Below are 14,322 nucleotides of genomic sequence, written 5' to 3' on the forward strand. Positions count from 1 at the left end.
AACTTACCTTAATCTACTCGTTTAGTCTATTTTCGCCTTGGTACTTGAGTTGACGCCCCAGCACCCCCAGCTCCTTTCCGAGCGCGGAACCGAGCAAGAGACGGAGGTCGCCCACTACAGACAGGGCTACTACGACTCAAACTGAGGATTTGGCGCGAGTCCCCATTCTTGCTTCAGAAACTCTTTATACATATTTTCACGCACCATCATTTGCTCATAGAGCTTGACCAAGAAATCTTGGGCTTGCTCACGGCTCATTTGGTCAACCTGAGATTGGAAAGACCGGATGCTGAATTGTTGTTCCAAAGAAAGTTTGGTAGGTCCAGACATAGTTAACTCCTTGCTAACTAGATTAACGAGAAGGAACGTTTTGGTTACAGAAGCTCTGAGTAGAAGAGGTGTCAGTATCGGTGAGCTAACTCAGCTTTTACTCCTGTTATTACAAAGCGTAACAAGTGTTTGACAAAATGACCATCCTCCGATTTAGGTACTTCTGTTAAACCAAAAGAAGGAAAAGCTTCGGTGAAAGTTTCCGACTTAAGGTTTAGGCTGTTTTATCAACATTGTCACGGAGCAAACTGCTCACTGTGAACACTTAATAAGTACTTGTACTTACCGTTGCCAGCCCAAGTAGAGGGAGAAAAGCTTGTCGGATTAAGGATCTGTTGACTTTTTTCCCAGCTAATGCTGACAAGAGTTTCCATCAAAACTTTATATAAATCGGGAAATAAATAAAGCTTTCAACAAGAGACGTCAAACTTCTAGACACAGAGTTGTTAAATCAGATACAAATAGAAGTCTTGAAATACAAGGTTTACTCAGTGACTTTTAAAGCAGTTGGCGGGGAGATCCAACTGCTTTTTTCTATCTAACCCCAGAAGCGCTGGATCTCATACGAGGATGAGGATGGGGGAGTGAGAGAGGAAGTCGCTAAAATGGGGCTATGTCTCAATCCACTCCTGCCTCCAACCCTGAAGCCACTACCGACGCCTCATCGGTAGAGTTACCGTTATTCATCCTGGTTGACGGTCATTCTTTAGCCTTTCGCTCGTACTATGCCCTTGCCAAGAGCCGAACAGGGGGAATGCGAACCAAGCAGACGGATATTCCCACGAGTGTCTGTTTTGGATTTCTCCAGTCGCTTTTGGAAGTCATGGGTTCAGAGCAACCCCAGTCAATGGCTGTTGCCTTTGATACGAAAGAGCCAACCTTTCGCCACAAAGCGGATGATACCTACAAAGCCGACCGACCCGATACCCCACAAGACTTCATCCAAGATTTAGAAAATCTCAAGGAGTTGCTTGCGGCGTTAAAAGTGCCGGTGGTGACTTCTCCGGGTTATGAAGCCGATGATATTTTGGCAACGTTAGCCAAACAAGCCAGTGAAACAGGTTATCGGGTCAAAATTTTAACCGGCGATCGCGATTTATATCAGCTAATCGATCCCGACCAAAGTATCAGTATTTTGTATCTGAGCAGCGAGTTTTTGAGACAGGGACGTTCTAGTGGCCCAACGGAATTTGGTCCAGAACAGGTTAAGCAGAAACTGGGCATTTTTCCCAATCAGGTTGTAGATTACAAAGCCCTTTGTGGTGATAAATCCGATAATATTCCTGGAGTCAAGGGAATTGGGGAAAAAACAGCCGTTCAGTTGCTAGAGCGTTATGGATCTCTGGAGGGAATATATGCTGCCCTTGACGAGATTAAAGGCGCTACCAAGATAAAACTAGAAGTTGGCAAACAAGAGGCAGAGCATTCTCGCTATCTTGCCCAACTATCATTTAATGCCCCAGTCAACATCACTCTAGCCGATGGCAAACTAGAGGGATTTGATACCGCTATTTTGAAACCCCTGTTAGAAAAGTTGGAGTTTCAGAAATTTTTAGGAAAAATTGACCAGCTTCAGCAGATTTTTGGCGGTCGAGCGGCGGCAGAAACCAAAACTCCGGTAGAGGAAAAGCCTGCCTTGCCGCTACACGAGGAATCGAGAAAAGCTGAATCTAATGTACTCGCAACCCCACAACCCGAAGATGGGGATTTGTGGTTTTTCAGTGCGGCTGATACCGAAGAATACCAGAAACAAACCTCTTCTAATCAGTCTGGAATTCAACCCACCATCATCAATACACCCGAAAAACTTGACGAGTTAGTTAAGCAGCTACAAAACTGCACTGACTCAGCAATCCCTGTTGCCTGGGACACAGAAACCAGCGATTTAGAGCCACGAGACGCCCAGTTAGTCGGCATTGGTTGTTGCTTTGCACCTACCCCCCCTAGTCCTCCCTTATCAACAGGGGGAACGGAGGAGGGAGGACTAGGTGAAATTCCGCCTTTAGATGTGGAAATTGCCTATATTCCCATCGGTCATAAAGAGGGTAACAATTTAGATAAAAATACAGTTCTAGAAGCGTTGCGCCCAATTCTAGAAAATGCTAATTATCCCAAAGCATTGCAGAATGCCAAATTTGACCGCTTAGTGCTACGTTGCCAGGGTATCGAGTTAGCTGGGGTTGTCTTTGATACGATGCTGGCGAGTTACATTCTCAATCCAGATACGACACATAACCTCACCGAGCTATCACAGAAATATTTAGGGATAAAGCCTAAAAGTTACTCAGAACTAGTTCCGAAAGGTAAGACAATTGCTGATGTGAGTATCCAAGCCGTTGCCGATTACTGCGGCATGGATGCCTACACCACATTTAGCCTGGTTCCCAAGTTACGAACAGAACTGGAACCCGTTGCAAAATTGCATGAGTTGTTGCTAAATGTTGAACAGCCTTTGGAACCCGTCTTAGCTGAGATGGAATATCAGGGTATTCGCATTGATACCGCCTATCTACAAGAGCTCTCGCAACAGCTAGAACAAGATTTAGCAGCCATTGAGCAGAAAGCTTATCAGGCAGCAGGAGGACAATTTAATTTAGGCTCTCCTAAACAGTTAAGTGAATTGCTGTTTGAAACATTAGGATTAGACCGTAAAAAATCCCGAAAAATTAAGACAGGCTACTCTACGGATGCGGCAACTTTAGAAAAACTTTCTGGCGATCATCCGGTTGTTGATGCAATTTTAGAACACCGCACTCTATCTAAGTTGAAATCAACCTATGTGGATGCACTACCCGCACTGGTGCGTCCAGATACGCAGCGAGTGCATACCGATTATAATCAGACGGCAACCAGCACAGGGCGTTTGTCATCTTCTAATCCTAATTTACAAAATATTCCCATCCGTACCGCCTTTAGTCGGAAGATTCGTCAGGCATTTATTCCAGAACCGGGTTGGTTGTTGGCAGCGGCAGACTATTCCCAAATTGAGTTACGCATCTTGGCGCATTTTAGTCAAGAGCCCGTACTTGTTGAAACGTATCAAAACAAAGAAGATGTTCACACCGTAACGGCACGATTGCTGTTTGAAAAAGAAACGGTGACACCCGATGAACGTCGTTTGGGTAAGACGATTAATTTTGGCGTAATTTATGGAATGGGGGCGCAACGCTTTGCGCGAGAAGCTGGGGTTAGTGCGACAGAAGGGAAGAAGTTTATTGAGCTGTTTAACCAACGCTATCCTAAGGTTTTTGCGTATTTGCAGAAGTTACAACGAGAAGCGATCGCACAAGGTTATGTTGAAACTATTCTAGGACGCCGCCGTTATTTCGAGTTCAACAGTGGTACCCTTCGCAGCTATAAAGGCAAAAACCCCCAGGAGATTGAACTCAATAAAATTGGAGTGCGCGATCAATATGATGCCGGTTTGCTACGTGCGGCGGCGAATGCTCCCATTCAAGGCTCAAGTGCGGACATCATCAAAATTGCGATGGTGAATGTCCATAACCTGTTGCAGGACTATCAGGAAAAAGCACGTTTATTATTGCAAGTCCATGATGAATTAGTCTTTGAAGTTCGACCCGATGTTTGGGAAGAATTGCAGCCTAAAATTCGGGAAACAATGGAATCAGCCGTTGAGTTGAGTGTTCCCTTGATGGTTGATATCCATGCGGGTCAAAACTGGATGGAGACGAAGTAATATAGCAATCCTCAATGGTTTGGAAACGCCAAAATACGCGACTGCTTGAATAAGTCGGGGAGCTGAACAGCTCAAAATAACCAGTTTTCAATCCATCGCTTGCGGGGGGAGGAGTACGAGAAAGTCCCCAAAAGTGAGTTGCTGCCCGGTCTCGATTTCGCAGTGTAGCAGAGTAGGTGATGCAACCTGACCCCTGAGAGGCCGTTCTGGATTTTCGCGAGAAGGTACGTGAAAGGTTGAAATGAAGCGATATCAGATAGGCCAATACTGCTCAGAGCAGACAGCTTCCCCGTGGCTACTAACTCTGGACTCTTATTGTTCAATTCAAAATCAGCGCATGATCGGACTGCCGTGATGATGAACCAAATACCATGAAGATGCCATGCGTTCAAAAACATTTGTTGCAATAGACTCGGCTTTGATGCGTCTCCCCCCGATAACTTGAAGGACTTTCTCGATTAGAATGACGTAGGCAATAGTGTCGCGAAGCTCTATCGAAATAATTTCAGTATCTATCTCTAGGTAGTTGGTATTTTTAAATATTTGTTCCCAGGAGTAGCGAATATCCTTCCATCCGCGTATTACATCACGTCCGGGGTGAATGCAACGACTCCCTGTTCCCTGAGACCAAACAGCATTCATTGATTCGATGTCTTTTTTCTCGAATGCACGATAAAACGTTTCGTTTGCCACTAAGACCTGAGCACACTCATCAGACATAATAGATACACCGTAATACGGAAATGGGGAAGGGTGAACGGATTACCTCTTGACCAATGAACCATGATCAATTATTAGGAAACCATCTGTAGCAAATAAAAATAATAACTCCATTACTGCTTTACTCAAGCGAAGTCACCTTGACCCGTATGATAAGGAAGGGATCAGATAATGATTTTTTGGCATGAGTATCGTTTGGGAATTAGATTTTTACTCGCGACCGATTTTAGACGAAAATCAGAAAAAGATTTGGGAAATCTTAGTGTGCGAGAGTCCTTTGGATACGCGCCAGTCCCCTGATGAGCTGTTTCAATATGCTCAGTTTTGTCCCAGTCAAGAGGTTAATTCTATTTGGTTGCGGGAGGCGTTAGCAGAGGCGATCGCCCAAAGCAAACAAGCGCCCCAGAAAATTCGCTTTTTTCGGCGTCAGATGAGCAATATGATTACCAAAGCCTGCGAAGAGCTTGGTATCCGCGTTATCCCTAGTCGCCGCACTTACACCCTAGAGCGGTGGTTAGATCAACGAATACTAGGATTTTATCCCAAGCAGCCTGGATATAAACCAACAGCCGCCGCTTCGTCGTTTGTTCAATATCAACCCCCAATTCCTCAACCTTTACCAGACGTTTTGCAATATGACAAGTGGGCGTTTGTGACGTTAGAAGTAGGGGCGTTTGAGGAAATGAATGAGTGGGACATCGGCTTTAGTGAAGCCTTTCCTCTGTCCATGATGGGGCTTGCCCCCGATACTCAAATCCCCGGAATTATTATATTCTCTTCTAGAGCAACGCCCCTGGCAGGATGGATGTCGGGCTTAGAGCTGGCGTTCGTGAGATTTGAAAGTGCAGAAACAGCAAGATTGTTACTGGAAACTGGTGCCAGTGATAGCTGGATTCTGGCTACACTCAGAGACTCGCAAACCCTAGCAGACGCTAAAGGGTTCGAGTTAGCCAAACAAAAGGCGGATGGGGTGCATTTTTTGGCGATTCAGTCAACACCAACCTCAGAATCCTTTGCCGGATTTTGGCTGTTGCAAGAGTTGAAGTAGTGCTGGGTGTGTCATTGGTCATCTGAAGGATGAAATGTGAAGTATGAAGTGTGAAGTATGAAGGATGAAGTACGGAACACTCCTTGGATTAGAGATTCCATCAAAGGGAAAGATGCTTTTTTGAGGTTGGTGGGTGTCAAAAACTTCTGCCCATTAGGGAGGGAGGAAAAGACGTTGAACCTTCAGCCTACTGTTCGGGTTCTGCTTTGCACTAAAGCCTTCAGCCTTTATAGGTCATTGGTCATTGACAGACAGGACGCCTGTCCTACCAACCGCCAACTGATAGACAGGCGTCCTGCCTGTCCTGCCAACTGACAACTGACAAACAGCTTTTAGATATGGCTCATCACGATTTGCCTTCGTCGCTGCATACTGAGCAGCTGATAGATTTAGCCCTGCGCTCAGGGGCGCAACATGCAGAAGTCTATCAGTCGCGATCGCTGGCTCGACCCGTCTTTTTTGAAGCCAATCGGCTCAAGCAGCTAGAAAGCAGCCAAGCCGAAGGGGTAGCGCTACGGCTGTGGCGAGACGGGCGTCCAGGACTGACGGTTGCCTATGGCCCGGTTGAACCTCAAGCTTTAGTGGATCGGGCGATCGCCATGACGCAGCTCAATGAACCGGAACCCGTAGAACTGGCGGATGCCCGAACCGAACACTATCCTGACTTGGGAGAGGCGGTACCCGTAGAAGAATTGGTGGAAATGGGGAAAGGCGCGATCGCTCAGATTCGCGATGCCTACCCGGAAGTCCTCTGTACCGCTGAGTGGGAATGTGAGGAAGAAACCACGCGCTTGCTGAACTCTAACGGGTTAGATTGTTATTACACCGACACCACCCTGAGCTGTTTCCTCGCCGCCGAATGGGTACGAGGCGAAGACTTTCTCAATGTTGCCGATGGTCAGACGGAGCGGGGAAAGCTTGACCCAGACAAAGTGGTTCAAAGTATTTTACAACGCTTGAACTGGGCTAAAGAAAACGTCTCCCCTCCGCGTCGTCGTGTGCCGATTTTGTTGACGGCGAAAGCCGCCGATTTGCTCTGGGACACGGTTCAGGCCGCGTTGAATGGCAGACAGGTGCTGGAGGGAGCCTCTCCATGGAGCGATCGCTTGGGTGAAGTGGTGATGGCAGACCCCCTGACTCTTTCTCAGCAACCCGATACCGGCCCTTATAGCTGCCCCTTTGATGATGAAGGTAGCCCAACCCAACCTCTTTTATTAATTAGAGAAGGGCGATTGCAACAATTTTATGGCGATCGCACGACGGGGAGATTACTCGGTACTGGCACGACCGGCAACGGATTTCGCCCTGGCATGGGTAGTTATCCAACGCCAGGTTTAGTCAACTTGCTGATTCAACCTGGAAAAGGGTCACTGTGTGACTTAATCGCACAACTCGATGAGGGATTAGTCGTCGATCAATTACTGGGAGGAGGTGCCGGCATCAGTGGGGAGTTTTCTGTCAACGTTGAATTAGGCTATCGAGTCCACAAGGGAGAGATTACAGGCCGTGTCAAAGACACCATGATTGCTGGTAATGTTTACACCGTGCTGAAGCAACTCGTGGCATTAGGTGATGATGCCGACTGGAATGGCCCGTGTTACACCCCATCTCTCATCGTTGAGGGAATCTCAACTACAGGGAGAAATTAGTTATGTTGTAAGTAAATGGGTAATGGGTAATGGGTTGAAATTTCTAATTTATCTAGCCAATAGCGGCTGAAACGACAAAATTTTATTCACCCTGGAAACTATCTTTTGTCGTGAACAATCGCCTGTGGGGTTTTCCTAAAAAATGATGGGGTGACCCAACTTGGGTGATGATATCCTGCACCAACGCTGAATCACCCTCTAAGCAATCAGTGATGAACCCTCTACCAAGTTGAGTTAATAACGAAAAACAAGCAAATGAGCAATTTTCAGCAATTTGAAGTCTTAAGTTTTGATTGCTATGGAACTTTAATTAATTGGGAAAGTGGGATTTTATTGGCGTTCCAAACCATTCTCTCTAACCACAATATTCATGTGAGTGATAGAGAAATTCTTGAGTTATTCGCTCAACAAGAATCGATGCAAGAGTCAGGCGATTACTTGAAATATAGAGATGTTCTTAAAAATGTTGTTCATGACTTCGGTAAAACGTTCAACTTTACACCCACAGACTCTGAAGCCAATGCTTTGGCTGAATCCATTCAACACTGGGAACCTTTTCCGGATACAGTTGAGGCTCTAAAAGCACTCAAAAAAAGATATAAACTGGCTATTATTTCCAATATTGATGATGAATTATTTGCCCATACAGCCCAAAAGCTAGAAGTGGAATTTGATTGGCTCATCACAGCGGAGCAAGTCAAATCCTATAAACCTTCGGTGCAAAATTTTGAAATGGCAATTCAGCGAATGGGCATCACCCCTGAAAAACTTTTACATGTTGCCCAAAGTATTTATCACGATATAATTCCCGCTAAGACGCTGGGTATTACTGCCGTATGGGTTAACCGCAGAAAAGGTCAAGAAGGTTTTGGTGCAACAGCTCCAGCAAGCAGTAATCCAGATTTAGAGGTCTCCGATTTAAACTCATTGGTGTCTCTCATGGGTCTAGATTAATTAGACGTTTAATCGTCCTAAATCTGGTACTGGGCTGACTCTGGGAGAATCAACAAATAAGCATAGACTTACTTTGATTAATTCTCCCAAAATCTAGGGATTGAAGAGATTTAACCTAATTTTGGTAAATTTACAGAGTTTAGGTAAAAGCCTTAATGTGCTGATCAACGGCACTAGTAAACTTTTCATAAGGGGCAACACCCACCAGATTTTCTACAATTTCACCCCCCTTAAACATGAGGACGGCTGGAATACTTTTTATCCCAAATTTCTTGGCATTAATTTTATTTTGGTCGATGTCTAACTTGGCAACCTTGACATGGCCCTCGTAGTCCTCAGCCAGTTGTTCCATCAACGGTGCAATTTTGCGACACGGGCCACACCAGGGAGCCGTAAAATCAATGATAACTAGCCCTTCATAGGTTAAAAGTTCATCAAATTCACTATCTTGGATCTGGGCTACTTTACTCATGGATATTCCTCAATGTTTGAGATTATCAAAAAACAACTATAAGTTAAATGATTTTTCATGTAACATCCGTCTATTATAGACCTGGATAGGCTTAATTTTCGACTGCAATTAATTATTAATTTAGACAGGTTTTGTGAAAGCTGACCTGCTTTGTTTCCTAGCCTTACCCTAAGGGTAAGGCTGATCACTGATTTTCCTTGTTCAGTATCTGTTGTCCGTTGCTACTGACAAATGACAACATCACCTGTATCTCTTCCCACCCGCTTGCGCCAGTGGCTATTGCCCAGACGACGACTGGCGATCGCAGAAGCCTGTCTGATTGGTATCGTATCTGGACTTTCAGGTGTCTTACTCAAGCAAGGTGCTGGCTGGCTTGGAACCTGGCGCGTTCATGCGTCTAACCAATTACCCGCTAGTTTAGTCTTACCTGCGATCGGACTCTCCTTAGGACTCCTTTGCGGTTTTATCATCGAGCGCTTAGAACCCGAGGCAACGGGGAGTGGTGTTCCGCAAATTAAGGGGGCACTTGCCCTATTTCCCATTGCCCTCAATTTACGGGTAGCTTTCGTCAAGTTGGTAACCAGCATTCTCGCTATGTCTGCTGGATTGACATTAGGGCGACAAGGGCCAACCGTACATATCGGTGCAGCTTTAGCCGCTCAATTGAGCCATTGGGTGCCTACCTCTCCCGATCACCGACGCCAGATGATTGCCGCCGGTGCCGGTGCTGGGTTAGCGGCGGGTTTTAATGCCCCCCTGGCCGGTATTCTGTTTGTGATCGAAGAACTCCTGCGCGATCTCTCTAACTTGACGCTGGGGACGGCAATTCTTGCCTCCTTCATTGGTGCTGTGATCTCGCGCTTATTGGGTGGGCGTACCTTAGATCTGAATTTACAACTGAGCAGTCACTCTAGCAGTTTCAGCGCACCCGAAATTCCCTTTTATCTGTTATTGGGTGTTTTGGCTGGGTTGCTCGGTGCTTTATTTAATCAAGGAATTCTAGCCAGTCTGACTCTCTACAATCGCCTCAACCTGAATTTGCCGATGAAAATCGGTTTGGCGGGGATGATTTGTGGCTGCGTCGTTGCCCTATTGCCTCCTGCTTTTCGGGACAACAATGGGTTACGGGAGTTACTGCTGACCGGTACAGCCAGTTGGCAATTCACCAGCTTTGCCTTTGTCGCCTACTTCTTTCTCACCTTAGTCTGCTATGGCTCTGGGGCACCTGGGGGATTGTTTCATCCCTCCCTGGTGTTGGGTGCTGCCTTGGGTTACTTGGTGGGGATGGCTGAGGTTTATTTGCTGGGATTTGGTTCGCCGACGAGTTACGCCTTAGCAGGGATGGGTGCCTTTTTTAGCGCTGTCTCCAAGGTACCCATTACGGCAATTGTCATCGTGTTTGAGATGACAGCGAACTTCAATCTTGTGTTGCCTTTGATGATCACCTCCGGAGTGTCTTACCTGATTGCCGATAAGCTCTCCAAAGGGTCACTTTATCAGCGCCTGTTGGAGAAGAGAGGTTACACCTTACCCACACAAGGAGTTGAACAGGGTTCATTAGCTGGGTTGACGGCAGCGGATTTGATGCAGCGTCGGGTTGAAACCCTAGCCAGTCAGATGACATTGGATGAGGCGGTTCAAGCCTTCTCCCGTTCCCATCATCGCGGATTTCCGGTGGTCGATCAGGGTGAGTTGGTGGGTATCATCACTCAGACAGACATTGCCAATGCCACCCAAAATCAACTGCCAGGAGAGACTCCTCTTGCTAAAATCATGACGCCCCAACCGATCAGCGTTAAGCCGATCTACACGTTGAGCGAAGTTCTGTTTCTACTAAACCGTTATCAACTCAGTCGGTTGCCGGTTACGGAAGATCGCAAGTTGGTGGGAATTATCACGCGTGCGGATATCATTCGTGCCGAAGCCGATAAGCTCAGTGGTGATACCAAGCAAGTAGGGCCACGCCCTGAGCCGTCCTATGTGGTGTATCAAACTCGCGCCCCAGCGGTAGGAAAAGGGCGTCTTTTGGTTACCCTGGCGAATCCCCAAACGGCACCCGTGCTGTTGCAATTAGCGGCAGCGATCGCCCGTGATCGCAACTATGAGATCGAATGTCTCCAGGTTATCTCCATCCCGCGCCATCACGACCCCGCTCAAACGGCGGTAAGCACCACGAAAAGCCGCCGCTTGCTCCGGATGGCGGAAAAGATGGGGCGAGATTGGGAAATTCCGGTTCATACTCAAATCCGGGTATCCCACGATACGGCTCAAGCCATTCTAGAGACGATTAAGGAGCGACATATTAGTCTCATCCTCATGGGTTGGAAAGCTGAGCTACCCACCACCCCGAATCGCATCTTTGGCAGTATTGTTGATACCCTGATTCGACAAGCTCCCTGCGAGCTGGTATTGGTGAAATTGGGGCACAGGGAAGAGCTACAAAAGGATGGGACTGCTGTTGCCTCTTGTCCTTTGCCGATCGCCTGGACTCGTTGGCTAGTCCCGATCGCGGGAGGGCCTAATGCCAGTTGTGCGCTTCAACTCTTACCTGCGCTCACCTCTCATAATTCAGCGTTGATGATTGGGGTGACTCAAGTTTTTGTCCCTTCGATACTTCTACCAGACACCACTGGCTTAGAAAAGGCCGCATTTCTCCTGAGCCATCATCTTTCGTGCCAGACAGTAATGACAATACCCGTCCGTTCCTATTCTGTCTCTGATGCCGTCATTCGCTTGGCTCATACACAGCATTACGATGTTGTTGTTTTGGGAGCCAGTCGTGAAGGGTTGTTGCAGCAGGTTGTTCATGGCAATATTCCCGAAGCGATCGCACGAGGTGTCAACAGCACCGTCATTCTGGTACGTGGTGCTCTCTCGCCATCAGGGTGATCTGTTTCGTCGCTACGCGCTTAAGGCAAAGGCGATCGCCTGTTCCCCCTTTTTTAACCGCAGCTTTAGTCCAAAGGTTGGGGGGAGCCAGGTGTAACCTCTTGATCGTCAACGGGTATTCCCTAAGCATGTATACTCACTAACGTTAAATAACTTCATCAAATTTCCTCATAATGGGTGTTTTTTCGGCAGAGTCCCTTTACAAAACTTTAAGTAACTTTATATGATTAATGGTGCAGTGAGTTTTCGTTAACTTTCTCTAAGAGGTATGTCAACATTTTACGGATGTAGGTGTCGAGAGCAGGCGATCAGCCAGGATTTAGTTGATTAACCCGCTCAGACTGAAACCACTGCTTCGTTGATTGAGGTCAAAGGCTCAACCGCCATCAGCCACCTAAAAGGCAAGGGTTATGAAAAAGCAGTGGAAAAACAGATGGGTAAAAGTTACGATTTGGCTAGCGATCGAAATCATCTTGAACCTAGTGGGACTCGATAACCTTGCCGACTACAGCGAATTCATCTTTGAGCAAGAAATGGCGATCACAACAAACCAAGCTCAAATGATCGCTCTAGTTCCGCCTCACTATCCAGTAGAGCGCCATATCACGAGCCTATTCGCTTATACCAAGCCGCATTCAAACGTATAAGTCTGTGTTTCTCTTACCTCAGCGTCCTCGTATCATAGAAAAAGCGATCGCCTCCTTTGAAGCGATCGCTTAAATTTCAACAGCAATAGAGGTTAATCCAGCGACTTGAGGACTCCCAAAACGGGCGCTACTTCAACCTCTGCAATTCTAGGGTTCGAGAATGCCTTGGCATAAATCTGGGGATTAGCTTGGGCGAATTGGGTATACGATTCGCGGATTTGAGCGTTCACCGCCACCATCTTCACGTCATACATCTGGGTAGCCACCTTAGGGTAGAACCCGATACCGGCAATCAGCACCAGAAAACAGAGGGCAATAAACACTTCACGCGGACTCGCATCTTTATAGAGAGCATCGCCCGGTAAAACACAGTTTGTCCCAAAGCACATTGCCTCCTGACTGCCGTGATTTTCTGAGCCTGTATTGGTTACATTGCATGTCGGTGCTGCACCAGAGTTGTAAAACACTTGTCGCAGCATGGACAGCAGATAGATCGGCGTTAGGATCACGCCTACGGCGGCTAAGAACACCGTCAGCGTGCGGAAGGGCGAACTGTAGATATCGCTAGTTGTCACACCCACAAAGACTGAGAGTTCGCTGATAAAGCCGCTCATTCCAGGAAGTGCCAGTGATGCCATGGCAGCAGCTGTAAACAAAGCAAACACTTTCGGCATCACTTGACCAATACCGCCCATCTCGTCCATCATCAGCGTGTGGGTGCGATCGTAGGTTACGCCGGCTAGGAAGAACAGCACCGAGGCAATTAAACCATGGGAGATCATTTGCAACAGTGCGCCACTGATACCCACGTCGGTGAAAGATGCAATCCCCAACAAGACAAAGCCCATGTGGGAAACTGACGAATAGGCGAGGCGGCGCTTCATATTGGTCTGACCAAAGGAGGCAAAAGCGCCGTAGATAATGTTAACAATACCTAGAATGGCTAGAATCGGTGCAAAGTAAACGTGGGCATCGGGGAGAAGCTCTAGATTCAGGCGAATCAATCCATATCCGCCCATCTTCAGCAGCACACCCGCTAGAATCATCGATACAGGAGCAGACGCTTCGCCGTGGGCGTCAGGTAACCAGGTGTGCAGAGGGAAAACCGCCAGCTTCACACCAAAGGCAATCAGTAATCCTGCATACAGGGGTAATTCTAGAGCCAATGGATAATCTTTCATGGCGAGTTCGACCATATCGAAGGTGATATTGTCGCCGTAGAACGCCATGCCCAGCGCCGCCACCAGAATAAATATAGAAGCGGCTGCGGTATAGAGTAAGAATTTTGTAGCGGCGTAGCGACGCTTTTTGCCGCCCCAAATGGAGACGAGGAGGTAGACAGGAACCAGCTCCAGTTCCCACATAATGAATAGAAGTAGCACGTCTTGTGCGACAAACACCCCTATCTGGGCGGAATACAGCACCAGCATTAGGAAGTAGAACAGGCGAGGCTTATAATCGACTTGCCACGCCGCAAAAATTGCCAGTGTCGTCACCAATCCGGCTAGAAGCACGAGTGGGACAGACAAACCATCAACCGAGATTGCCCAGTTTAGACCTAACTGAGGCACCCAAGCATACTTCTCCGCGAGTTGAAAAGTAGCACTGCTCGCATCGTAATGCTTCCAAAAGACGTAGCACATCAAGACAAAGTCTGCGATACCTACACCCAGGGCATACCATCGCACGCGCTTGCCCTCTTTATCAGGCAGCACAGGGATGGCTAGGGAAGCAACGAGTGGGAGCAGGATAATCGCGGTCAGCCAGGGGAATTGATCCGGCATCATGGCAGTAAGCAAAAATACTTAAGCTGTGGATGATGCTATTCTACTAAGCTTTGTAACGCTTTATTGATAAGTCTTTAACCTAGATAAATATAGATAAATTCACGAGTTTAAGCTGATTGCCAAAATTTC

11 protein-coding genes are annotated in these 14,322 nt (G+C 47.2%); 7 read left to right on the forward strand and 4 right to left on the reverse strand.

The window, feature by feature from the left end; all coding sequences use genetic code 11:
* Positions 1-129: 129 nt before the first annotated feature.
* The gene (locus NDI48_18060; GenBank protein MEP0833080.1) at positions 130-330 is read right to left on the reverse strand and encodes an NblA/ycf18 family protein; all 201 of its coding nucleotides are present in this window, start codon (positions 328-330) and stop codon (positions 130-132) included.
* Positions 331-943: 613 nt separating this feature from the next.
* Between NDI48_18060 and polA the strand changes: the two genes are divergently transcribed.
* Entirely contained in the window at positions 944-4,027 is a 3,084-nt protein-coding gene (gene polA, locus NDI48_18065; protein ID MEP0833081.1) for a DNA polymerase I, read from the forward strand.
* A 330-nt stretch (positions 4,028-4,357) separates the two neighbouring features.
* On the opposite strand, the gene NDI48_18070 is transcribed toward polA, so the two are convergent.
* A complete protein-coding gene (locus tag NDI48_18070; protein ID MEP0833082.1) occupies positions 4,358-4,747 on the reverse strand; it encodes a nuclear transport factor 2 family protein in 390 nt (129 codons plus the stop codon).
* 184 nt (positions 4,748-4,931) lie between these two features.
* Between NDI48_18070 and NDI48_18075 the strand changes: the two genes are divergently transcribed.
* The 4 genes from NDI48_18075 to NDI48_18090 all read left to right on the forward strand — a co-directional run bounded on the left by NDI48_18075 (position 4,932) and on the right by NDI48_18090 (position 8,398).
* Entirely contained in the window at positions 4,932-5,795 is an 864-nt protein-coding gene (locus NDI48_18075; GenBank protein MEP0833083.1) for a Tab2/Atab2 family RNA-binding protein, read from the forward strand.
* A gap of 57 nt (positions 5,796-5,852) precedes the next feature.
* Entirely contained in the window at positions 5,853-6,110 is a 258-nt protein-coding gene (locus NDI48_18080) for a hypothetical protein (protein ID MEP0833084.1), read from the forward strand.
* Positions 6,111-6,133: 23 nt separating this feature from the next.
* Positions 6,134-7,444, forward strand: a complete 1,311-nt coding sequence (locus NDI48_18085; protein ID MEP0833085.1) for a TldD/PmbA family protein — start codon at positions 6,134-6,136, stop codon at positions 7,442-7,444.
* 255 nt (positions 7,445-7,699) lie between these two features.
* Complete coding sequence (locus tag NDI48_18090) at positions 7,700-8,398, forward strand: haloacid dehalogenase type II (GenBank protein ID MEP0833086.1); 699 nt, start codon at positions 7,700-7,702, stop codon at positions 8,396-8,398.
* A gap of 139 nt (positions 8,399-8,537) precedes the next feature.
* On the opposite strand, the gene trxA is transcribed toward NDI48_18090, so the two are convergent.
* Positions 8,538-8,870, reverse strand: a complete 333-nt coding sequence (gene trxA, locus NDI48_18095; protein ID MEP0833087.1) for a thioredoxin — start codon at positions 8,868-8,870, stop codon at positions 8,538-8,540.
* A 231-nt stretch (positions 8,871-9,101) separates the two neighbouring features.
* Between trxA and NDI48_18100 the strand changes: the two genes are divergently transcribed.
* Both NDI48_18100 and NDI48_18105 read left to right on the forward strand, forming a co-directional pair.
* Positions 9,102-11,759, forward strand: a complete 2,658-nt coding sequence (locus tag NDI48_18100) for a chloride channel protein (GenBank protein ID MEP0833088.1) — start codon at positions 9,102-9,104, stop codon at positions 11,757-11,759.
* A gap of 410 nt (positions 11,760-12,169) precedes the next feature.
* Entirely contained in the window at positions 12,170-12,406 is a 237-nt protein-coding gene (locus tag NDI48_18105) for a hypothetical protein (GenBank protein ID MEP0833089.1), read from the forward strand.
* 92 nt (positions 12,407-12,498) lie between these two features.
* Here the strand turns inward: NDI48_18105 and NDI48_18110 are convergent, their stop codons facing one another.
* Positions 12,499-14,193, reverse strand: a complete 1,695-nt coding sequence (locus NDI48_18110; GenBank protein ID MEP0833090.1) for an NAD(P)H-quinone oxidoreductase subunit 4 — start codon at positions 14,191-14,193, stop codon at positions 12,499-12,501.
* Positions 14,194-14,322 lie beyond the last annotated feature (129 nt).

The sequence above is a fragment of the Microcoleus sp. AS-A8 genome (assembly GCA_039962225.1).
In the GTDB taxonomy this organism is placed as follows: domain Bacteria; phylum Cyanobacteriota; class Cyanobacteriia; order Cyanobacteriales; family Coleofasciculaceae; genus Allocoleopsis.